This is a genomic window from Sporosarcina sp. FSL K6-6792 (assembly GCF_038004885.1).
GTDB classification, from domain to species: domain Bacteria; phylum Bacillota; class Bacilli; order Bacillales_A; family Planococcaceae; genus Sporosarcina; species Sporosarcina psychrophila.
Genome location: NZ_JBBOSA010000001.1, coordinates 63,213 through 85,337, shown reverse-complemented (window position 1 = coordinate 85,337; position 22,125 = coordinate 63,213). Strand labels below are relative to the sequence as shown.

Sequence of the window (22,125 nt, the reverse complement as noted above, 5' to 3'; positions counted from 1 at the left end):
TTGTTATTTTGTAACTTCTTTCTTCAAACCCTTCCTTCGTATTCCGTAAACGATAACTAACAATAAGGGAAATATAATTCCAACTACTAATGTAAGAGAATTCCCCGTCGTATTGTCCCAATTCTGTTTATAGATAATATTAGGATATATAACAAGGGAAAGAACCACGGTAATTATCCCTATTGGCATTATTAAGGGGCGATAATCTTTCAAATAAAAAATTTGTGCAATCGCTAAAACAGCAGCGTAAAAATAAAGAATCATTTTAAAATAGAGAGAAAGAATCCATAGTAAAGCCATTAATACTTCAATTCTTTCTATGAAATTTCCAACACTAATTCTTTTGGCCAATTCATAGCTTGGATAAATTTCGTTTGCCGTTTTTCCTGCTCCTAACACAGAAATACTCAAAAATGTAATGAGAATAATAATAAGTCCACCAATTAAATTTCCAAGTAGAAAGGTTTTTTTTGCCTGTTTAACATCATTTACAAATGCGGGGAAAATCATTAATAAAACAATTGCATTTCCAGAAGACATAAGGACATAAAAGATGGAGGATTTGATCATCGTTTTCGGTTCTGCCTCAAACACAGGCTTTAGGTGGTCAACCTGGATATCGGGTGCAATTAAAACGGTAAATATAATAAAGATGATGATGAAAAAGGCACCAAAGATTTCTGCAGAACGTGCGATGGTCTCTAACCCGAGGTAAACGCCCATTACCACAACTCCAGCCATCAGAATATTAAGCGCTGACAAGGGCGTATTCGGCATGATATGGGTATTAAAAAAATTACCTGATTGAAATAAAAGAGTTGAAGCATAAAGAAGTGACATCATTGCAAATAAAACTGAAACGGCATTACCAATCCATTTTCCATATACCTTTTGATTGATTTGAACATAAGTGAGGTGAGGAAACCAAAGTGCTATCGCCGTGAAAAACCATACCACTAATAACCCAATTCCTGTACCAATTATTGCTGTAATCCAAGCATCTTGGTTCGTTTTTGCTGCTAAAACTGATGGAACTTCTAAAATGCTCGTCCCAATCGTAAAAAAGATAACTAACACTAGAAACTGATTTGAATTTATTTTAATATTATGCATCATTTCAACTCTTCACCTTTCTTACCTCTCAATTTAACTAACGGAAGAGCGTATCATTTATTGGTCTTAGAATGAAAGTTAGTAAGTCCATTGGATTTGGAATGGGTTTTCCTAATGCTTGAGCAATCCCTAAACCTGTTCCAACAGAAAGAAAGAGTAAAAAGACAACTAATTCTTTTTTATTTTTTTTTAGTAAGAGGGATGGAACTTCAAACCGTACGATTGCTACTACTATCAACAGGATTCCAATAATTTTCAGCATATTTCTTTATTCCTCTAACTTTTGTAAGAATGAATTACTTACTGTACCCGTATGATATATTTTCATATCAACTTCAACGTTCACTGTTAATTCCGGAAATATTTCATCCCACTGATTTTTAATTTTTTTCCATGTTTTCGGATTTGATCGATGAATGGCTTGTCCAAATCCAAAAATATCTGTCTTATATTGTTTTTGTACCGTTTCAATTGTTTGATGAATGATTTCCTTCAATTCTTTTTCATAACTTTTTTCTAACGCATCTATTGCTTTTGTGTCTTTCAGATCGATGTGACATTCCACTGCTCCCACATTCCCCTCTACCTCGATAGTTACATTTACTTCCGGCTCCCCTTTGTTAATCTTTCCTTTCAATTCAGATTTAGAATTAATTACCTCTATCGAAACTTTCCCTTCCTCGGGACATGAAATAGATGCAACTGTCGATTTAACGGAGTCGATAATATAGTTATATCCCTTACTTTCACTTTCATTTAACCATCCCACTAGTTTATCTTTCTTAAATACCGCCAAATAATCATATTGAATTTGGGTAGCAGGCGTAATCGACTCCACATTCTGTTTGCTGGAACCTACTTCTCGGTTTCCAAACACCTGAATACCCGTTAAGACTGCATCCTTTCCATCAGTTATCAAATCGCCTAACAACTCATCTAATGTAACCCCTTTCGTAACGGCCCAGTTTTCCTCAGACGTTTTAAGCGTATTAAACATTTTATTTGCTGGTATGCTTTCAATCGGTGTTGTGACATTCAGTGTTTCTGCAGCTGTATTATCCTTTGCAACAACAACATAAAAATCAGATCGTAGTTCCCAATCTCTTGATAGTAAATCTAATGACTCACTTACACCTGCTTTAGCTAATTCCTCTCCAATCACAAGCATTCGAAGATGACCGGGATATATCTTTCTGGGTGAGTCGATTGTCATTTTTCGAAAGGCTTCAAATATTGTTTCACCGTCTGCTTGAAACAACGTTACTGTTGAACGACCAGAACTTTGTTTCATGGATACTTCCGACGGTACAACTACTTGAGCAGTTAATTGAAATTCTTCATCCACTTTATCAATTCCTAGCGCTAATGTAATCGCAATCTCATTTAATTCCCTCCTGTCCCAACACCCCGTTAAAACAAGACTCAGAATTAGGAGCACGAAAGTATATTTTTTCATCATTAAGGCTCCTTTTTACTCCTCATTTTTTGGTGGCTTTGGTTTTGCAGAAGCCGAATCTTGTTGCCGAACTATATTTTGTTGATTGATAAGACGAGGTCGAGTAATCATCGCCCATCTAGGCAATCGAATAAATGTATCCTTTTGATCGGAAATATTAAATGGACCCAATGGAGACATGTAGGGAATGCCAAAAGAACGAATACTACATAAATGCAGTACGAGGGCAATTAAACCCACCATAATTCCAAATAAACCGAACGAGGCAGCTATTCCCATAAAACCAAAACGCAGTAATCTTACAGCAATCGCTATATCATAAGTTGGAGAAACAAAGCTCGCAATAGCAGTTATTGAAACAATAATTACCATCGCCGCAGAAATTACACCTGCTTCGACAGCTGCTGTTCCTATGACGAATGCACCTACAATAGACATGGCAGATCCAATCGATCGAGGCATTCTTACGCCTGCTTCCCGTAATATTTCAAAGGTCAATTCCATTAGTAATGCTTCAAAAAATGCAGGAAATGGAACACCTTCTCTTTGGGCAGTCAGACTAATTAGCAGTGCTGGTGGCAGCATTGTCTGATGAAAAGTTGTGATTGCAATAAACAATGCTGGTGCTAGCAATGCAATACCAAATGAGCCAAAACGAAGGAGTCTAATAAAACTCGAAATATCCGCACGTTGATAATAGTCCTCAGAAGATTGGAAAAATTGAATGAACAATGCAGGTACGATTAGTACAAATGGTGTTCCATCTACCAAAATGGCTATTCTTCCTTCCAGTAGTGCTGCCGCTACCGCATCTGGACGTTCTGTATTGAAAATAGTGGGAAAAGGTGAATACGGTGAATCCTCAATTAATTCTTCGATATTTCCACTTTCAAGAATTCCATCAATATCTATATTATCCAAGCGTAAATGGACTTCTTTTACTACCTTTTCATCTGCAACACCGTTAATATACATCAACGCAATGTCCGTTTTCGTCCGTGTTCCAATCACCTTTGACTCCACCCAAAGATTAGGATCTTTCAGTTTCCGCCGAACTAATGCCGTATTTACACGTAAGTTTTCGGAAAATCCTTCACGGGGTCCTCTCACTACCGTTTGAGCCACTGGTTCTGTTACCCCACGCTCAAGCCAGTGCTTATTGGAAATGACTAATCCTTGTGTATTGCCATCGATTAGTATTATTGTATCGCCCGACAAAAGACCATTATAAAGTACTTCAAAAGTAGTAAATTCTTTAATTTCTCCTACTGTCATGGAAAAATCTTTTAAAATGCTAATAATACTTTGCCCAGTTGACAACTTTACCTGTAATTCAATATCTTTAGTATCCAACATAAGTGTTTCTAAAATGAATTCTTGTAACGAAGTTGTATTTGTTAACCCATCAGTGTATATAATGCCCGCTTTAATGCTTCCTTCTTTTCCAATTCGAATTTCTCGAAAGACAATATCCGTACTTTTCCCAAGTGTATCTTTTAAGATTTGTACATTTTCCTGAAGACTAACTTTCAGACCGTCTTTTTCATTTGGGTCCACCATTTGACTTTGTGAGGGAACAGCGACGTTTGATTTATTTATTTTTCTCTTTTTAAAAAACCGCATACTCTCTATCCCTCACTTTCTATTATGAATACGATTAAATTCATCTAATAAAAATCACATTATTCGGCGGGTCATGTCCCTTTTATAGTATTCAGCATGAGCTATTTCTCTTTTTTTCATACGTTTGTTATGCTGTAGTCCATTGGTATTCTTGTAAGCTTAAACTAACTCTGTTTTGATTTTAACCGCCTATTTATCAATCAATACTTACTTTATTAGACAATAGGCATTTCAGTTTCGCTGCAAAAAACACCTCGCTCCTGGATGAGCGAATACCATCGCAGATACGCATACTTTGGATTCCATCAACAATCCTTCTCTTAACTGCATACCAATATCTTCAGGTCTTTTCAAATTAAATAACTTGGCTTGTTTCTAGTAAAATCACGTCACTTTCACTTGTATCTAAAAGTCATGTCTTACTTAAGAGAACCTATTTTCACATGTGACAAGCAGCTTTTTCGTCGCAGGTCCAATTGCTCCAGCACAAAACTTGGCCACTGGTGTAATGATTTCTTCTGTATATTCCCCACAAATTATGCTCTCAGAAATTAATGTCATGTACTTTGTCTCCAAGATGATAGTCATTCAACACAACTGGCTTTCCATCGAACGTGATCGATTAAATGAAATCGGAACCCATTCCTAAATAACCTCGATGACTATTTTCAATAACCTCTCGATTGCTGATTAAATTCATTGCCAAATAAATTACACGTATATTGTACAGCGTGCAAAATACGCTCCATACTATTGCGTGAGCAATCGAAACACCTCAGTATTATTTCTGTAGATGAAATACTACATGGGATTAATTTCGCCTTCTTTGCCACTACTATATTTGCGATTAGTAGTCTATTTTCCTAGATTTTGTTGGCCATTTGAATACGAAGAAAATCAAGAAATGGTTATCGGTAAAAATCACCTTAAGAGTTTCCACGTGAGAGGAGCAAAATAAGTAATTCACATTTCTCAATACACATTAAAAAACCAGACATTGAGCTGTCTGGTTTTCTTGCTATGCTCATGCAATTGTAGTGCCCCACTTAGGTACCCAATAAATTGAGTCGTTTCATAAATATAGCCTGAATTGGGTATACTCATATTGTATCTGCATTTTTGAGAGAGATAGAAGATGAATACATAGACTTACTGATACAGGAGGATTGGCGATGAATATACTAATCGAATGGATTTACAAATCTCCAAAAGGAGCAGAAACCGTCTTCCGCTCCGAGGAGATGCCGGCAGCACAAGCCATACTAGTTGCGGAAGACTTGGCACGGACCGGACGTACCAAAAATGTACTTTTCATTGATCAGTTCGACAGTACGTGGACGGTCAAAGAGATGAAAGGTTATTTGAAAGGAATTGAAACCGAACCACATAACATCACGGTTTATTTCGACGGCGGCTTCGATCTTACAACACGTAAATCAGGATTAGGCTGCGTCATCTATTATGAACAAAGCGGGAAATCGTATAGGTTACGGCAAAATGCACCTTCTGCCGAACTCTCATCGAATAACGAGGCAGAATATGCAGCACTCTACCTTGGCCTACAGGAGCTCGAGTATTTGAATGTCCATCATCTACCTGTCCGCTTCATCGGGGATTCACAGGTGGTCATCAACCAGCTGACCGAGGAATGGCCAGCGCTCGAAAATAATTTGTCCAACTGGGCAGACCGGATAGAAGATAAGCTGAAAGACCTCGGCATCCAACCAGAATACAAACTGGTACAGCGGAAGCTAAATTCAGAAGCGGATCGGCTGGCAACACAAGCGCTGAATGGAATTTCGATTACGGCCACGATCGAAGTTACAGTGGATTAATAAGTCTATAAAGTTCAACTAAAGGCTATCTACAAACAGTCATGAAAGTTAAACCTTCATGACTGTTTCTTATATATACCAGAAATTGTAGTCGGTAATTCCTGGTGAAATTTCATTAAGTATTTCTTACTTGCCTTTACTCAATTTCTTCACAGTTACCTCTCAATCAGATATGTAAATCCCCCCGAATTCCCCTTCCCACTATTAAATCTTTTGAATCTACTTATTATAGGAAACAGACATAAGAACAGTTTCAATGCCCTAACTATTATCCCAAGTTTATTAAATGGGTATTCCAGATTAACTCACTACAAATACCTTTTCAGCTATATCCAATCATTGAACTGAATGAGGTTCTTCTTATCAGAGAATTTGTAAATTAAGCAAAAGGTATAATACATTTTTAATAGGGTGAAAGGCATATATGTATATTCCGGATTGAATTTCGAGCAAAACAACTTTCCCATTGCCTGATTCTATTATGAAAGAGTGCTCCAAATTTTGATAAAAACCATTATTCCCGGAAAATAAATTTCTGGAAATCGGGACAACTTGTAACACATTCCAACAATTTTAATATATTAGTAATAGCTTATACAAAAGGAGGTGATAAAATGCGTGATTATAGAAACGAAGACAAATGTAAGTATTACCATGAATACGGATGTGAAGACAAGCGAAAAGATAAATGCAAATGTGACGACAAACGTAAAGATAAATGCAAATGTGAAGATAAACATAAAGATGATCATAGGTTAAAACCTATGGTATTATCAACAGGTGTATTGAATACGGTTGTTGGCCAAACTGCAGCTCATATTGAAGTAGCTAACCTTGATCCAACTAGAACCTTTCAAGTAAGGGTACAAGTTATCAATTGGAATAGCGGTGGTCCAGAAGTCCTACTCAATCAATTAGTGACTCTTTTACCGAATCAACACATCAACTTAAGTCAATTCGTTGAACCATTCCACTATGAAGTTAGAATCTTTCATCCTGGAAGTCCGAATGTTATTGCGAATACTTTTGCAATAAATGCAGAGACTTTCACTCTTCCTGGTTTAACCTTCAATCAAAAAGACCTTATGAAGTTAGATGTATCTTTCATTTAATTTCAAATTCCCCCAATAAATAACCCAGAAGCACCTCATGCTTTTGGGTTATTTTTCTATTACCTGTACATCTAAACATTCACAAGTGTTTCTTACACAGCATACTTCAAACTAGTATAATGTTTTACAAGACTGTTTTCACACGGTCCTATAGCCCCCTTACTAAAATCGAAAAGAGAGTTGGGACAAACAATGATGAATATAGACATACCTTTGTTGAATAAAGCAGCGGGAGAAAAAGCAACTTCTTACATAGCAACATTAACAAAACCTTTAGGAAGTTTGGGCAGGTTGGAAGAAATCGCAATTAGTCTGGCAGAAATGACAGGTAATTTGACTCTAGAGATTACACCACCAGGTATCATCGTATTTGCTGCCGATCATGGCATTGTAAAAGAAGGTGTATCCGCTTATCCACAGGAAGTGACGCTCCAAATGGTAGCAAATATTGTAAATGGCGGAGCCGCTATCAATGTATTTGGTCGACAAATCGGTGCAAAATTCAAAGTCGTCGACGTAGGTGTAGCGGGAGATGTAACAGAGGAGCAAGTCGTTCATAAGAAAATACGTCAGGGCACTGGAAGCTTCCTCACCGAATTAGCAATGACACGAGAAGAAGCAGAAAAAGCGGTGCTCACCGGTTATGAAGAAGGGATTCAGATTATAGAAAGTGGGATTAAATGCCTGATTATCGGTGAAGTCGGTATCGGCAACACGACAGCAAGTAGCGCTGTTCTAGCATCGATTACTGGTGCAGACCCCGCTGCAATTGTCGGATTTGGGACTGGTATTTCCACTGAACAGCATAATCGGAAAGTTGCGGTTGTTCGTGATGCAATCAGCTTACATCAGCCGAAACCGACGGATGCCATTGATATCCTGTCGAAAGTGGGCGGACTTGAAATGGCGGCAATGGCTGGTGCAATGCTCGCCGCTGCAGAAAAGCGGATACCTATTCTTGTCGATGGTTTTATCTGTACGGTTTCCGCTTGTCTAGCTAAATTGATGGCTCCTACTGTAGTAGATTATATGATTTTATCGCATCAATCAGTAGAACCTGGACATACAACGGCAGTCAAACATTTGCAAAAAGAGCCGTTACTCCAACTAAATATGCGTCTCGGCGAAGGGACCGGTGCAGCCGTCGCTTTCCCGATTCTACAATCCGCAGTCAATATGATCAATGAGATGGCTACATTCGAAAATTCCGGTGTATCGGGCAAAGACGATACAGAAGTGATAATGAATTCATAACAATGCAATATTTATAGAACAATTTTAAAACCTGACGCATAAGTGAATGGTGGTCAAAAAAATAGCGAAAACGCCAAGTTCGCTTCGAAATTGGCGTTTTCATTAAATATATCTAGACATTCCCACAGTTATTCCCAACAAGCCAAGAACTGAAGAAGACCATCTCCTGTAATTTTCGGATGCATATATGCACTGATCAATCATGATCGTTTATACTTTCAAGTTTATTTGAAAAATATGACAGCATCCATGCAATTAACTTTCTATCCAAAAACGTCTAACCACCGTTCCATCTTCTTCAATAAAGCTCTTGTCTTCAATGCCACCATTCTTCACTATCGTTTTTGCTGATCCAATATTGTCTTCATTACAAGTTACCAGTACCCGATCGATTCCGAGTTCACCGCATTTCTTCAACGCCTCTGCAAGAATCCATGTCGCATAGCCTTTCCTTCTTTCCGAAGGTCTCACACCATATCCGATATGCCCGCCGACATTATGTAAGTAATCTGTCAGATCGTGCCTGATGTCAACCATCGCTAATACCCGGTCATTATAATCCACCAAAAAATAGTTCGTGCTAGGCACCCATTTTCCGTCTCCGCTTTCTCGGATTTGCAGTGCTTCTAAATACGTTTCATAGTCCTCGTGACCAGCTACATTAAAACTGCTGGGCGTTATCCGGGATTCATCCCACTCTTTCACGTAATCTTCATGCTCGTTTTTCCATTCAATGGATGGTCTCACTAATCGCATAGCCATTTCCCCATTCCCCGTTTTTATAAATTACCTGTTAAAGACTCAAAAACAAACAATTCATTCGCCGACTTAAATTTGCGGATTGCAGCTTCAAATGCTTTTAGCCTTGCTAACTTTTAATTTCTTTCCTTTGATTGTCGTTTCTTTCATTGCCTGCATAACTAATGAACCTTTGTCATTCAGAATATCAACATAAGTCAACTCATCCTGAATGGTAATTATACCGATATCATCTGCTGTTACTCCAGCTATCTTCGCAATCGTGCCAACAAAGTCTACGGCTCGAAGCTTCTTCTTTTTTCCACCATTGAAATGGAGTTTCATGACATCCTTGTTTGGTTGCATATGTATAGTATTTTTGGTTTTCTGACGACCACTGACTTTTTCATCGAAAGCATTTTTTCCAACAGCTACTTTCTGCTGCGTCGGCGCTTCCAAAACAGGTATCTCAAAGCCAATGTATGCTTCAATTGCTTTAAGGAGTTTGCTGTCATTTGGAGTTGCAAACGTAATTGCTTTTCCTTTATTACCAGCACGACCGGTTCTGCCAGTTCGATGAACATAGCTCTCTTTTTCCATGGGAACGTCAAAGTTGATGACAAGTGTTATTTTAGCTACATCAATTCCCCTTGCAGCTACATCGGTCGCCACAAGATAACGAAAATTCCCCATTTTGAAGCCTTCCATAACCGCAAATCGGTCCTCCTGTACAATTCCACCATGGATCTTTTCACAAGAATAGTTAGACCTTTCCAATTCTGCAAACACAGTGTCTACACGCCCCTTAGTTCTGCAGAAGATAATACAGCTATCTGGGTTTTCAACAACAGTAATGTTTTTCAGCAACGCCATTTTCCCTGCTTCTTTCACTTCAATTACGCTATGTTCAATTGCACTCGTCGTGACTCCCGTAGAAGTGATTTGAATAGAAATAGGTTTTTTCATATAGGTATGGCAAAGATTCTCAACCTTTTTAGGCAACGTAGCGGAAAATACCATCGTTACTCTAGTAGGCGGAAGTTTTTGTATGATAGCTTCTACTTGGGCAACAAAGCCCATGGTCAACATTTCATCAGCTTCATCTATAACCAAGTATTTTATTTCATCTACACGTAATGTTCCTCTTTCAATATGGTCCATCACACGTCCAGGTGTACCGACTACTATATGCGTTTTTTGTTCCAACTCTTCCTCTTGTTTACTAATGGATTCTTTGCCGTAAACCGCCAGGGCTTTAATTCTTTTAAAACGCCCAATAGCTGTTACATCCTCTTGAATTTGAACAGCAAGCTCTCGAGTCGGTGTAAGAATTAATGCCTGTGGATTTTCCTTCTCCCAATCAATCATTTCGCAAAGAGGGATACCAAAAGATGCCGTCTTGCCACTGCCTGTTTGAGATTTCACGATGAGATCCTGATTTTCCAGTGCTCTCGGCATGACTTCACTTTGAACCTCCGTTGGCCTTTCATATTTCAACAAGGCAAGTGCTCTTGTTATTTCATCGCTTATATTATAATCCTCAAAACTTCTTTCACTCATATAAGTAACCTCATTTATTATTATTTGACCCCGTTTTTTATGATTAAGTATAGTCATCCCTAAACTAAAATAATGCTACCCAATACATAAGGTAGCATTATTTTGTACTGCTAGCAAACCATGAAAAGCCAATTATTAAGTCCCACAAAATGTTTGGTATGGCCTTGTTGATTGCGCGGGAAGTGTGGAATAATCATCCTTCCCAGGCGTGTACGCATACGGATTTGATAGAACTTCTAATAGCCTTTCCATCACACTGTAATCACCTTGGTTCACCGCGGCTTCTAGTGCAGCTTCTACCCGATGGTTCCGTGGGATTAGTACAGGATTACTATCCCGCATTAACTGCTGTGAGCTGATCTTTGACTCTTGCTGTCTGCCTAGTCTTGACTGCCACAGTGCATACCAGTTGGTAAATTCCGGAGTCCCAAAAAGGACATTATCTTCTAAATTATCATACGTTAACGCGCGAAAAGTATTGGTAAAGTCAGCGCGATGCTTCTGCATTAGTCGAAGAAGGTCTTCAATAAGTGATTCATCCTGTTTCTCTTCATTAAATAGTCCTAGTTTCGCTCTCATTCCCGCGAGCCAATTTCCATGATAGTGCTCAGGGAAATCGGAAATGGCATCTTGCGCCAGTTTGGCACCCTCTGCATAATCTTCATGCAGTAATGGTATTAGGGTTTCAGCAAATCGCGCAAGATTCCACCCGACGATATTCGGCTGATTGCCGTAAGAGTAGCGACCTTGAATGTCAATGGAACTGAAGACCGTTGCTGGGTCATAGGTATCCATGAAGGCACACGGACCATAATCGATGGTCTCCCCACTTATCGTCATGTTATCGGTATTCATTACTCCATGGATAAAACCAACCAGTTGCCATTGTGCAACCAAGGCCGCCTGACGCTTGATCACTCCCTGAAGCAACGCAAGATAGCGCCTTTCATCAGTTACAACTTCAGGAAAATGGCGCTGTAGTGCGTAGTCGGCCAAAACTTGTAGTCCCTCATCCGTTCCCCATTTTGCAGCGTATTGAAAGGTTCCGAAGCGTAGATGACTGACGGCCACACGAGTCATAATGGCACCTGGAAGATCGGTTTCACGGATGATAAATTCACCGGTTGTCACTACTGCTAGACTTCGAGTAGTAGGAATACCAAGCGCATGCATGGCTTCACTGATGATGTATTCGCGTAACATTGGTCCAAGTGCCGCGCGACCATCTCCCCCGCGGGAATAGGGTGTTCGGCCCGAACCCTTAAGCTGAATATCAAACCGTTCACCTAAAGGGGTTATCTGTTCGCCAATTAACATAGCCCGGCCGTCCCCTAACATCGCAAAGTGCCCAAATTGATGGCCCGCATACGCTTGAGCAAGCGGCAAAGCGCCTTCAGGAATTCGATTTCCAGCAAGCACCGCCACCCCATCTTCGCTTTGCAACTCATGGACATCCAACCCCAAGGAAGTTGCCAAGGAATCATTGGAAATGATCAACTTCGGTGACTGTACAGGGTTAGGGCTGAGGTTGGTAAAAAATGTTTTTGGCAGATGGGCATAACTATTATCTAAATTCCAGCCTGATTCTATTAGTTCTTTTCGATTTGTCATCGTATCTTCTATCTTCCTTTCGTCTGTTTGCCTGATTTTTTTATATAAAACATAAATCATGGTATACCTATCCATCAGGTAGTCCCACGTAGTGTCTTCTTCTGTTAATTTAGTATACCCTTTCCACACGTTGGTAACTCCCTTAGTTTTTCGCTACCTATGCAGGCTACATGAATGTGAATTCTCTAAGTGTCGTATCTAGTGGTCGACAGCGTGCCTACCAAAAACATTCTAGGTTCTTTTTGTCGTTTAGGTACGTGTGTACTGCAAGCAATACTCAAAACTTACGCCATTTTTTAACACGACATTGGAACCATCAGGTCAGTGTGATATACCCGGCCATTTCACCATAATATAGTATAAATGGATTTAACTGAAATCCCGTGTGGATAAGAACTTTCCTGCGACACATACTTTGGTAATACAAAAATTGAGCACATTTTTTTCAGTTCAGTAAATAATCACACCGAAAGAGGGGTATTCTATTGGCAAAAAAAGTTCTTTTATTTGGTGACATTGGAATAGATGACACAGTGGCCATTATCTACGCCTACTTTAATGACGAGATTGATATCGTCGGAGTGGTAGCCGATTATGGGAATGTATCAAGAGAAGATGCAATGTCAAATATTCGCTATTTGTTTAACCTATTTAATTTCCCCAATAACATTCCAGTCATAAGTGGTGCAGAAATGCCGATGACTGCAGAACTCCCCACCTACTATCCGGAAATCCATGGCGTACATGGTCTCGGGCCAATAGTACCGGATGACTATGAATTCGTGATAGAAAACTTCCTGGAGATTGTAAATATAATTAAAACGTATAAGGATGAGCTGATTATCGTAAATATTGGCCGCCTGACTTCTCTTGCTACATTGTTTATTCTTTATAAAGAATTAATGGGTAACGTGAAGGAATTTTATATTATGGGGGGAGCATTCGGGGTACCTGGAAATGTAACACCTGTCGCGGAAGCAAACTTCCATGCAGATCCTGTAGCGGTGAAAATCGTCCTTTCTTATGCCAATAATGTCACAATAATCCCTTTAAACGCAACACAAAAAGCAATTGTAACACCTGAAATGGTCGATTATATTGATCACTTTGGAAAAACCGCAATCTTTAAGTCGTTAATGAACTTTTACACCGAATTTTATCAAGAACGGGATCCAACTCTTCAAGGAAGCCCCGTGCATGACGCGCTTACACTTATGGCGGTCATACACCCTGAAATGTTTACGTTCAATTCGCGCCCTATCGAAATCGGGCAGCATTTGGAGGGACCTGCAAGGGGGCAAAGTATTGCTGATATACGCCCAGGTGACCAATTTTATGACAACGAAAAAAATCACCGCATTGCATTTGACTTGGACTACGAGACATTTTTCCACAACTTCCTGTCTGTCATGACAGGTAAACAGTCAAAATAAGGTGAGTTCTACTCATTCAAAGACGCCACTTCTAAGCAGTGTAAAATCAACATGGACGTTAACTTTCATTTCCTTGTACAACTCATGCCATTTCTCTTCCGTCAATTCAGAATGACGTACAGAGCTTCTGTAATACTCACCATAGCCAAAAACATCCGATCCAATTTTTTGGCAGTAGGCAATTACCCTCGAAATTTCACTTGACAGACTATTACTAATTGCTTTTTCAAGCGCTTCTGTATTTTTGATTTTCCCTGTATTAACATTTGGTTTTATTTCTAATAATCTGGCTTGCACTGTAAGGTGTAAGTCAAATTCGGGCGTTGTGGCATTGACTAACTTCACATCTTTATGCGTTTTAATTGGATCGAATACCAAGTTAATTTCATCGGGGGGATTCTTCATTACAGATGAAGGTAAATCATCGCCTTTTATTTTTAATTCATATACTCCAGCGTGATAGTCATCTCGACTTAACTTTATATAGAAGCTATCATCAACAGATATTTCACCTATCATTTTGTCCTTTTTAAATAAAGCGATTCCAGAAATCTCTATAAGCTCCTCATCTCTTCTTATAATAGGCATCGCTATGTCCTTACCCATGAAATAATAATCTTTGGCTACTTCATGAAGTGTGGATAAAACCACTTGCTCACTTTTAACGTTTTGTTCTAACAGCTTATAAATATGTTCCCCAATATCCTCTATATCTGGATACTGATATTCTAGAAAGGGTTTCGTTTGACCTTCAACAACTGCCATAATAACATCCCCACTCATTGCAGGATTTTTCAACAAGTTATCAATGTAATGACCAATGCCGTCTTTGGCAAATTCATCACCGAATAAGACCCCCCTCAATTGTCCGTTCATTATTTTTTCAGCTGCTCTGCGATTGATTTTTGCACGTGTCCCTTGACTTGTTTCGTTTTCAGCGGTAATAACTGCAACTTTACTTTCTAACTCTGTGCTCACTTGGCGTACAACTGCTGTAGTCTCCACGCTTTCCTCCTTCCCCAAATCATAGCCAATTAAAGTGACTAAACCTACTCTTTCAAGGAGTTTTGTTTCTGCACATCCTACCAAAGCAATGCAAAGAAATAGCAGTAGTAAAAAATAACGAAGTTTTTTCATTCTATTTGCTCCTTACGTGATTTAAATTTCCTTTTCGCCACTGCTAAGAGATACAAGATGATAGGATATACAAATACAATATAAAACGCCACTTGGCCATAGTAATCATTAAATGTATTTATTTGAGGTCGAGTTTTAAGCATTAAACTTACAGCGAATATGATGAACGAGAATACCCAGACAAATTTATTCGCACTTACCTTTACTAGTCGTCTGGTTCCGCGAAAAGCGGCCCATAGAAATAGACACAGGTTCGGCAATATAATTAGCATCCAAAAACAAACTGCTACATACTCAAATCTTTCAATGAACGGAAATTTAACAATACTAAACAGAGACAAAGTCGCCCAAATGGTTTTCGTTAATTGTTCCCCGCTGAAATACGTTAGCGTAACCAACATGATGGCAAGGTAAATCAAGGTCGTCATGAGCAAACCAAGATGAATATATTTTTTTGCATTCTTTTTATCCTTTACAAAGGGATAAATCACATATAATATTTCAAATCCAACAATTGTAAAGGTCATGGACTTTACACCTTTCAGTATTCCGCTCATATCGGCCTCTAAAATAGGAAGAAGACTTCTCAATTCCATATATTTCATTGGATAAGCCAACAAGGGGAAAAGCCATATGGAAAGTACAAAGCTAAAAAAAGAAACGCCCACAATTACCCGTAGACCGCCCGTAAACGTATAAATCACGATTAGCAGCAATGAAGCTGAAAAAAACCAAGTATTCAAATCCGGAAAAACCCATGTTTGAACAACTTCAATATAGTTTCTCAAAACGGAGAAAAAAGCACCTGAACAATAAAAAATATAAATTATATTAAATAAATTCCCTATCCATTTACCAAATACATCTTGATGAATGCCGTATAAATCATTTGAACCGTATATTTCCAATGTTTTAAGCATGAAAATCACGATAATATGCGTAGCGAGACCTGCAAGTAGTACAGAAATCCATGCATCATGTTTTGCGTCCTGGTATATAATCCGTTGAAACCCTTGTATCCCGATTCCGATTTGAGCAGTATGAATGATGAAAAAAAGTAGAAAAGCATTAATTGTATCAGTGGGACCAATTTGTATGGAATTTTTCACTTATTTCACCTTCTGTTCACTTTTTTCAGGATTTATGGGTTCGGGTTTATATTTGTCCTCATCTTCCGGTCTTGTATTTGAAGGTCGCTTAAATGTAAATGGCAACGGTAGTCTAACAAGACTATCCCGCCAATCAAGCAAGCGAGGAGGATAAAAAGGCGCTGTATACGGAGAACCTAGGCTTGTTTGACGCAAAAGATGGATTAGGATAAAACAAAGTCCCAGCATAATGCCGTAAAACCCCCAAAGTCCTGCTAATACGATTAATGGAAAGCGAATGATCCTGATGACGTTACCCATCATATAGCTTGGTGTTGTGAAGGATGACAATGCCCCTAAGGCGACAATAATAATTAAAATATTACTTGTAATTCCTGCTTGCACAGCTGCGGTTCCAATAACAATACCGCCAACAATACCGATGGTTTGACCAACCTTCGATGGTAGTCTAATTCCAGCTTCTCTCAGTAGCTCGATAATGAGTTCTAACAGTAGAGCCTCCAATAAAGGCGGGAAAGGAACCAATGCTCTTGATTCACTCAGCGGAACTATAAGCGATTGCGGAATTACTTCATAATGAAATGTCAATGCTGCTACATATAAAGGGGATAAAAAAACAGATAAGACGACTGCACTAAATCTTAATAACCGCGTAAATGTAGCAATCGGCCACCGTAGATTTTGATCTTCCTGACTTTGGAAGAACTCAAGAAATGAGTGTGGACAAACAATTGCAAGAGAACTTCCATCCACGATAACGCCCAATTTACCATTCAAAAGTTCAGCACAAAGCTTATCCGGTCTTTCTGTTAGTAACATTTGCGGAAAAATCGATAATGAGTTGTCGTCTATCATTTGTTCGAGAATCGAGCTATCTAATACTGAATCCACTTTAAGGTCGGCAATTCTTTGTCTTAGCGTGTTCACCATTTCATCGGAAGCAATACCTTTAATGTACAACATCGAAATTGCTGTCTTCGATTGCTTTCCAACTTCTAATTTTTCATTGCATAGATTTGGATTTTTTATATATCTCCGAATCAAGGATATATTTGTTGATAGACTTTCATTAAAACCGACTTGGGCACCGATGACCTGGGATTCATTTTCCGGTGCTGACAAAGCCCGTGAATCATTAGTGGGGATAGTAGCCAATACAACTTGCGAGTAGCCTTCAACATGAATAAGTACGGTCCCATTCATTATTGCTATTACGGCATCCCCTACTTTGTCAGTCAATTTCACCTGTGCTATTGTCAGGTTGGATGTAATATTTTCTGGTGATTCATTTGTATGCTTCAATAGGACTTGAAGGATATGATTATTTAACGTCGGGACATCCACTAGATTATCTATATAAATGAGCCTAAGATTCGGGGTTATCGATTTAGTGATTAAATCAGATGAATTGTGAGTAGCCTCTTTTATCGACTGTATAAAAACATCACCAGAAGTTGAAATCTGTATTTGAAGTTCTTCTGTGTTTTCTTCAGCCACAACTGTTTCCTGTTTTTCTTTTGAAGATCGTTTGGACTTTTTGTTAAACAGTAGACTCACCTCATTTGTATCTTTGTCCCTAGAATAGCCTTTTGAGGGAGAATCTATACCCTTCTTACGGCTTCAGTTAACGGGAAGAGATGGGGTTAATGGGGCGTACGCACTCTGTCTCCCCATTTTTCAAGGCGTTGTTTTTTCAAAATATCCTGGAATTGGTCATTCCAATCAACCATAGTTATTAGCAGATTTGGAAATACTTCAGTCAAAAGAGCGTACGAATTCCCGTTCCACTTCCGTATATAAAATTTTCAGTTCATGTTCTCTAGCTATATTCACCAATGAAAATACTTTTATGTTGAACACTCACTACTAAGTGGTAGTCTAGCAAAAACTACCTAAAACCAACCTCTATACCAATCCCTTCCAGACACTTCGGTTTTCAACATAAAGGGTTCAGCTCTTCCCTCTGCGGGTATCACAAGTTGTGAAGCTTGTTTTACAGAAGGGGATATATATATGTTTGGACTCAAAGATTTACTGTCATTGATTACTTCAGCATTTATCATCTTGCCTCTTGTCATTTTTTTGAGGGAGTCTGGTTACTTTATTGTCAGTGGCATTTTCGGTGTTAAGAACCCAAGGTTGACCATTGGATCAGGTCCTCGGATTTTCAAAATCGGATTCTTTGATGTGCGAAAATATTATCATGTGTATAGTTGGTTTTCCTATGACTCGTTGAAAAGAAAAAATAATTTTGCATATATATGTGTTTACTTGGGACCGATTCTTTCCAATCTTGTATTTGCTGTTACTATAAATGCACTTCTAGCCAATGGGATGCTTCACGAGTATAGAACATTTTGGGAGCGATTTATTTTCTATGCGTTCTATTATGTACTTTTTGACGCCATTCCCATGATAACTGTAAACGGTAAGCCGAATAACGGAATGATCATTTATGAAATGCTACGGCATGGTAAACGAACCGACTACAATAACGAGCCTTTTATCCCAGCGACTAGTGACGTGGAAGAGCAATATCAGAAAGAAATGGAAGGTATTCAAGAACTGGAAGAGGATAAAAAAAAGGCTAAACAAAGTATTATAAAGGAAATCCAAGACTTAAAGAAGAAATGAATGAATACACTCCTATCCCATCACGTGTATGAAATGTTTAACAAAAGAGGAAGTGAACCAAAACTTATTGGTGAACTTCCTCTTTCTTGGTTGCAACGTCCTACATTTTCCACAAAGTTTATACCTTCATATTGGCCCCCTTTGCTAATGAAGATCATTGTACAACTTTAAAACTCTATTCTAGTAAGTAATAGAATAGAGCTTTAACCACTTCATATTAAATTGACATGCCTTCTTACAACTGCGTTTGTTCTTGGAGCTTTGCCGCGAGATATTTACGCGCGTCGGCGGTCAGAATCTGCAACCGAACTTCTTCCTGCCGTTCAAACTCGACAAACATCCCGCTTAAATTTTCATACACATAATGGACTTTAAAGCCCCTATCTAAATAGTCATCTACTTTTTTCATTTCATCCATGCTTAGTAAATAATCAGACATACACACACCTCGCTTTTCTTATTCTGCACCTTTTGCTTCGATTTCTTGCACGACAATATCGTCCCAATCGTGACCAACTGTAATACCTAAATACTTGGCGTCACTAGGATCGTCTAGTTCGGCTTGCGGGTACTTTTTAAACCACCAATATTTCGCCAAGACATAGTACACGAGTGCCCCCACGAAAAAGCCCACCAATGAAGAATACGTTGGGAACATATTCGCTAAGACACCACCAATCACCCAAGCGATTAGCCCCGCTAAGTTAAAGCCATTCATATACTTATATTGGCCGTCTAACTCGTACAGATCTTTTACGTTCACACGACGTTTACGGATTAAATAATAATCGGCGAATAATATCCCCACAATTGCTGTTAAAATACCACCAATTATTAATAGCGCATTTACTAAGACGCCAAATAGACTCCATGGCTGTGCTAAAATCCCAATAATTCCCGCAATAATAACCCCAGCCCAGAACGGTACTTTGGGTCCACCAATGTTTGAGAAAATCGTGGCCGCAGGAATCACGTTTGCGGACGTATTTGTCGACCATTGCGCTAACACAATCATCAGCAATAAAATTCCTAACGCAATTCCACTTGCACTTTGCTGCAAGGCATTTATCGGATCAGCAGATGCCACGGCCATATAACATACTGCACCAATGGCTACGATAAATGTGTTGGTAATCGGCATCACAATTAAAGAACCAACTAACTGTGTTTTATTGCGTTTGAACCAATTGCGCTCATTTTTTGGCGCTTTAAAGAAACGTGATAGTGTTGGCATATCAGCTGCTAACGTTGCCCAGAATCCCATGTTCGCCATCATCACGACCATGAAAGCAGTAAAAGCTGCCATCCCTGTCGTTGGTGATTCCACCCATGCCCACACGTCTTTCCCTTGTGCCGTTGCTTTATCGGCAAGCGTATAGTACATCCAGCACGATATTAAAATAATAACCGGCGCCGCAAAATCCGCAAAGCGCTCAATGGATTTAATGCCAAGCGATGTGTTAATTAACTGCAATGCCGCAAAAATAAGGAAACATAAAAACCAATTATTAAAGTCGAATAATAAATTCAAAATCCCATTGATGGCCATTGCACCAAAATAGGTGTTAAGACCGAACCAACAAGCCGCTGTCACCCCACGAACGAGCGATGGTATATGCGTGCCAATTGTACCAAATGGGGCACGCATATAAACCGGGAAGGACAAGCCGTGCTCAATACCAATATCACCGATTAATGTCATAAATACGCCGATTAAAACAGAACCTATCATTGTCGCTAAAATCACCATCGGCAATGGCAAACTTATAATAGCAGATCCACCAATTGCAAAGGCGGCTAAAACGATGGCCATGCCTACCCAAATCACTGCAAAACCAAATGTTCCGATACTTCTTTTTTGATGTGTAACTGGAAGTAAATCTGGTGATTTTAAATAATCCCCACCATTCGCCATTCATGTCTCTCCCCTATAGTAGATTTCCAGTTAACAATGAAAAGCGGCTGGCGGCTGGAGCCTGGAGCCTGGACACAATGAATAGTGGAAGGCGCCTTGATAGACCCGAAGAGCGCTGGATGACCTTAAGATAAATGCGCTCTTTGCCCCTTTAACTTAGAACTGAAGCGACTCGAGCGGCTAGGCGCTTCAGTCTAGACACTGCTCCAAGTCTAAAAACGTATACTTTCTTACCTGCAAACAAACAATTGACCTCTTTTTTATGGCTCTACACCAAAATCTGTACTTGAGAGCATATTCCACTACTGATGAACTTTACTTTTTAACGAGCAAAACTGCTGATAAGTGATTGACGGTCGTTCCAAGTCATTGGCGCAATAGAGGACATTCTTTCGACCATCGAAATCGCACCGTCTACTGGGCACACAATCGAGCATAAATTACAGCCTACACAATCTTCTTCACGCACCTTTAGCATCGGACGACCACTCTCTGTGTACATGTCAATACATTGATGTGACGTATCTTCACACGCAATATGGCATTTATTGCAATTAATACAGACATCATTATTAATTTCAGCAACAACTTTGTAGTTTAAATCTAAGTCACCCCAGTTAGAATAACGTTGTACCGACTGACCGACAATATCCATCACCGAGGCAATGCCCTTCTCATCCAGATAATTATTAAGTCCGTCAATCATATCTTCGACAATACTAAACCCGTGGTGCATCGCTGCAGTACAAACTTGTACGCCTGTTGCACCCATCAGCAGAAATTCCGCAGCATCCTGCCAATTTGAAATCCCACCAATGCCTGAAATTGGTACATTGACGAAAGGATTTCGCGCACATTCTGCGACCATATTTAGTGCAATCGGTTTGACAGCAGGCCCACAATATCCGCCATGTGCCCCCTTCCCACCAACATGTGGAACCGTATTCCATGAATCTAAATCGACACCCGCTAAGCTGTTAATCGTATTAATCATACTAACGGCATCTGCCCCACCACGCACTGCCGCTTCCGCCGTCATCGTAATATCCGTAATGTTTGGCGTTAACTTGACGATAACAGGTGTACGTGCAACTTCCTTCGCCCAGTGCGTTTGCTTTTCAACCAATTCAGGGACTTGACCAGAAGCAGCCCCCATTCCTCGTTCTGCCATCCCATGTGGACAACCAAAATTAAGCTCAAGACCATCAACCCCGACAGCTTCTACTTTTTTGACAATCTCATGCCACTTTTCCTGCTGTGGCTCTACCATTAATGAAGCAATAATGGCATGATTAGGAAACCTTTTTTTCGTTTCAAGAATTTCCTGTAAATTAACCTCTAACGGACGATCTGTAATGAGCTCAATATTATTAAAACCCGCTACTCTCTGTCCGTTAAAGCTGACAGCCGCAAAGCGCGATGAAACATTTAAAATTGGTTCACCCAATGTTTTCCAGACTGCGCCACCCCAGCCCGCTTCAAATGCACGTTGCACTTGATAGCCCGAATTAGTCGGTGGTGCAGATGCTAACCAAAATGGATTCGGTGATTTAATCCCCGCTAAGTCAATTCGTAAGTCCGCCATGCTACATATC

19 protein-coding genes are annotated in these 22,125 nt (G+C 39.4%); 5 read left to right on the top strand and 14 right to left on the bottom strand.

Annotated features, from left to right (window positions below):
• Window positions 1-3: 3 nt before the first annotated feature.
• The 5 genes from MKZ26_RS00350 to MKZ26_RS00330 form a co-directional block, all read right to left on the bottom strand.
• Window positions 4-1,116, bottom strand: coding sequence for a GerAB/ArcD/ProY family transporter (locus tag MKZ26_RS00350; RefSeq protein ID WP_340763730.1), 1,113 nt, complete (start codon window positions 1,114-1,116; stop codon window positions 4-6).
• 34 nt (window positions 1,117-1,150) lie between these two features.
• Entirely contained in the window at window positions 1,151-1,375 is a 225-nt protein-coding gene (locus MKZ26_RS00345; RefSeq protein ID WP_340763729.1) for a hypothetical protein, read from the bottom strand.
• Between the two features lie 6 nt (window positions 1,376-1,381).
• The gene (locus MKZ26_RS00340) at window positions 1,382-2,569 is read right to left on the bottom strand and encodes a Ger(x)C family spore germination protein (protein ID WP_340763727.1); all 1,188 of its coding nucleotides are present in this window, start codon (window positions 2,567-2,569) and stop codon (window positions 1,382-1,384) included.
• Window positions 2,570-2,584: 15 nt separating this feature from the next.
• Entirely contained in the window at window positions 2,585-4,192 is a 1,608-nt protein-coding gene (locus tag MKZ26_RS00335) for a spore germination protein (RefSeq protein WP_340763726.1), read from the bottom strand.
• 423 nt (window positions 4,193-4,615) lie between these two features.
• The gene (locus tag MKZ26_RS00330; RefSeq protein ID WP_340763725.1) at window positions 4,616-4,753 is read right to left on the bottom strand and encodes a hypothetical protein; all 138 of its coding nucleotides are present in this window, start codon (window positions 4,751-4,753) and stop codon (window positions 4,616-4,618) included.
• A gap of 611 nt (window positions 4,754-5,364) precedes the next feature.
• Here MKZ26_RS00330 and MKZ26_RS00325 point away from each other — a divergent pair.
• The 3 genes from MKZ26_RS00325 to cobT all read left to right on the top strand — a co-directional run bounded on the left by MKZ26_RS00325 (window position 5,365) and on the right by cobT (window position 8,393).
• On the top strand, window positions 5,365-6,027 hold the full coding sequence (locus tag MKZ26_RS00325) for a ribonuclease H family protein (protein WP_340763723.1): 663 nt from the start codon (window positions 5,365-5,367) through the stop codon (window positions 6,025-6,027).
• A 614-nt stretch (window positions 6,028-6,641) separates the two neighbouring features.
• Window positions 6,642-7,139: a hypothetical protein gene (locus tag MKZ26_RS00320; RefSeq protein ID WP_340763722.1), complete on the top strand. Its 498-nt coding sequence runs from the start codon at window positions 6,642-6,644 to the stop codon at window positions 7,137-7,139.
• A gap of 192 nt (window positions 7,140-7,331) precedes the next feature.
• Window positions 7,332-8,393 carry a nicotinate-nucleotide--dimethylbenzimidazole phosphoribosyltransferase gene (gene cobT / locus MKZ26_RS00315; protein WP_445683390.1) on the top strand — a complete coding sequence of 354 codons (1,062 nt, stop codon included), beginning with the start codon at window positions 7,332-7,334 and terminating at the stop codon, window positions 8,391-8,393.
• Window positions 8,394-8,648: 255 nt separating this feature from the next.
• Here the strand turns inward: cobT and MKZ26_RS00310 are convergent, their stop codons facing one another.
• From MKZ26_RS00310 to MKZ26_RS00300, 3 genes are all read right to left on the bottom strand, one after another.
• Window positions 8,649-9,155, bottom strand: a complete 507-nt coding sequence (locus MKZ26_RS00310) for a GNAT family N-acetyltransferase (protein WP_340763720.1) — start codon at window positions 9,153-9,155, stop codon at window positions 8,649-8,651.
• 87 nt (window positions 9,156-9,242) lie between these two features.
• Entirely contained in the window at window positions 9,243-10,691 is a 1,449-nt protein-coding gene (locus tag MKZ26_RS00305) for a DEAD/DEAH box helicase (protein WP_340763718.1), read from the bottom strand.
• A gap of 135 nt (window positions 10,692-10,826) precedes the next feature.
• The gene (locus MKZ26_RS00300) at window positions 10,827-12,302 is read right to left on the bottom strand and encodes a protein adenylyltransferase SelO (protein ID WP_340767581.1); all 1,476 of its coding nucleotides are present in this window, start codon (window positions 12,300-12,302) and stop codon (window positions 10,827-10,829) included.
• Window positions 12,303-12,787: 485 nt separating this feature from the next.
• Between MKZ26_RS00300 and MKZ26_RS00295 the strand changes: the two genes are divergently transcribed.
• Entirely contained in the window at window positions 12,788-13,735 is a 948-nt protein-coding gene (locus MKZ26_RS00295; protein ID WP_340763716.1) for a nucleoside hydrolase, read from the top strand.
• 12 nt (window positions 13,736-13,747) lie between these two features.
• On the opposite strand, the gene MKZ26_RS00290 is transcribed toward MKZ26_RS00295, so the two are convergent.
• Genes MKZ26_RS00290 through MKZ26_RS00280 form a run of 3 tightly spaced genes read right to left on the bottom strand, consistent with a single transcriptional unit; the run spans window position 13,748 to window position 17,538 of the window.
• A complete protein-coding gene (locus tag MKZ26_RS00290) occupies window positions 13,748-14,872 on the bottom strand; it encodes a Ger(x)C family spore germination protein (RefSeq protein ID WP_340763715.1) in 1,125 nt (374 codons plus the stop codon).
• Window positions 14,869-15,981 carry a GerAB/ArcD/ProY family transporter gene (locus tag MKZ26_RS00285; protein ID WP_340763713.1) on the bottom strand — a complete coding sequence of 371 codons (1,113 nt, stop codon included), beginning with the start codon at window positions 15,979-15,981 and terminating at the stop codon, window positions 14,869-14,871. Before MKZ26_RS00285 ends, MKZ26_RS00290 begins: the two co-directional genes overlap by 4 nt.
• Window positions 15,982-17,538: a spore germination protein gene (locus MKZ26_RS00280; protein WP_340763712.1), complete on the bottom strand. Its 1,557-nt coding sequence runs from the start codon at window positions 17,536-17,538 to the stop codon at window positions 15,982-15,984.
• 456 nt (window positions 17,539-17,994) lie between these two features.
• Between MKZ26_RS00280 and MKZ26_RS00275 the strand changes: the two genes are divergently transcribed.
• On the top strand, window positions 17,995-18,615 hold the full coding sequence (locus MKZ26_RS00275; RefSeq protein ID WP_067210719.1) for a hypothetical protein: 621 nt from the start codon (window positions 17,995-17,997) through the stop codon (window positions 18,613-18,615).
• Window positions 18,616-18,850: 235 nt separating this feature from the next.
• Here MKZ26_RS00275 and MKZ26_RS00270 read toward each other — a convergent pair whose 3' ends face one another.
• The 3 genes from MKZ26_RS00270 to preA all read right to left on the bottom strand — a co-directional run bounded on the left by MKZ26_RS00270 (window position 18,851) and on the right by preA (window position 22,115).
• Window positions 18,851-19,054, bottom strand: coding sequence for a hypothetical protein (locus MKZ26_RS00270; RefSeq protein WP_340763711.1), 204 nt, complete (start codon window positions 19,052-19,054; stop codon window positions 18,851-18,853).
• Between the two features lie 18 nt (window positions 19,055-19,072).
• On the bottom strand, window positions 19,073-20,530 hold the full coding sequence (locus tag MKZ26_RS00265; RefSeq protein ID WP_340763709.1) for an NCS1 family transporter: 1,458 nt from the start codon (window positions 20,528-20,530) through the stop codon (window positions 19,073-19,075).
• A gap of 322 nt (window positions 20,531-20,852) precedes the next feature.
• Window positions 20,853-22,115, bottom strand: a complete 1,263-nt coding sequence (gene preA / locus MKZ26_RS00260; RefSeq protein ID WP_338656140.1) for an NAD-dependent dihydropyrimidine dehydrogenase subunit PreA — start codon at window positions 22,113-22,115, stop codon at window positions 20,853-20,855.
• Window positions 22,116-22,125: the final 10 nt, after the last annotated feature.

Excerpts from the sequence above, each read along its gene's own strand:
- MKZ26_RS00350 (WP_340763730.1), bottom strand. The coding sequence starts at position 1,116 with ATGATGCATAATATTAAAATAAATTCAAATCAGTTTCTAGTGTTAGTT.
- MKZ26_RS00345 (WP_340763729.1), bottom strand. The coding sequence starts at position 1,375 with ATGCTGAAAATTATTGGAATCCTGTTGATAGTAGTAGCAATCGTACGG.
- MKZ26_RS00340 (WP_340763727.1), bottom strand. The coding sequence starts at position 2,569 with ATGAAAAAATATACTTTCGTGCTCCTAATTCTGAGTCTTGTTTTAACG.
- MKZ26_RS00335 (WP_340763726.1), bottom strand. The coding sequence starts at position 4,192 with ATGCGGTTTTTTAAAAAGAGAAAAATAAATAAATCAAACGTCGCTGTT.
- MKZ26_RS00330 (WP_340763725.1), bottom strand. The coding sequence starts at position 4,753 with ATGACATTAATTTCTGAGAGCATAATTTGTGGGGAATATACAGAAGAA.
- MKZ26_RS00325 (WP_340763723.1), top strand. The coding sequence starts at position 5,365 with ATGAATATACTAATCGAATGGATTTACAAATCTCCAAAAGGAGCAGAA.
- MKZ26_RS00320 (WP_340763722.1), top strand. The coding sequence starts at position 6,642 with ATGCGTGATTATAGAAACGAAGACAAATGTAAGTATTACCATGAATAC.
- cobT (WP_445683390.1), top strand. The coding sequence starts at position 7,332 with ATGATGAATATAGACATACCTTTGTTGAATAAAGCAGCGGGAGAAAAA.
- MKZ26_RS00310 (WP_340763720.1), bottom strand. The coding sequence starts at position 9,155 with ATGGCTATGCGATTAGTGAGACCATCCATTGAATGGAAAAACGAGCAT.
- MKZ26_RS00305 (WP_340763718.1), bottom strand. The coding sequence starts at position 10,691 with ATGAGTGAAAGAAGTTTTGAGGATTATAATATAAGCGATGAAATAACA.
- MKZ26_RS00300 (WP_340767581.1), bottom strand. The coding sequence starts at position 12,302 with ATGACAAATCGAAAAGAACTAATAGAATCAGGCTGGAATTTAGATAAT.
- MKZ26_RS00290 (WP_340763715.1), bottom strand. The coding sequence starts at position 14,872 with ATGAAAAAACTTCGTTATTTTTTACTACTGCTATTTCTTTGCATTGCT.
- MKZ26_RS00275 (WP_067210719.1), top strand. The coding sequence starts at position 17,995 with ATGTTTGGACTCAAAGATTTACTGTCATTGATTACTTCAGCATTTATC.
- MKZ26_RS00270 (WP_340763711.1), bottom strand. The coding sequence starts at position 19,054 with ATGTCTGATTATTTACTAAGCATGGATGAAATGAAAAAAGTAGATGAC.
- MKZ26_RS00265 (WP_340763709.1), bottom strand. The coding sequence starts at position 20,530 with ATGGCGAATGGTGGGGATTATTTAAAATCACCAGATTTACTTCCAGTT.
- preA (WP_338656140.1), bottom strand. The coding sequence starts at position 22,115 with ATGGCGGACTTACGAATTGACTTAGCGGGGATTAAATCACCGAATCCA.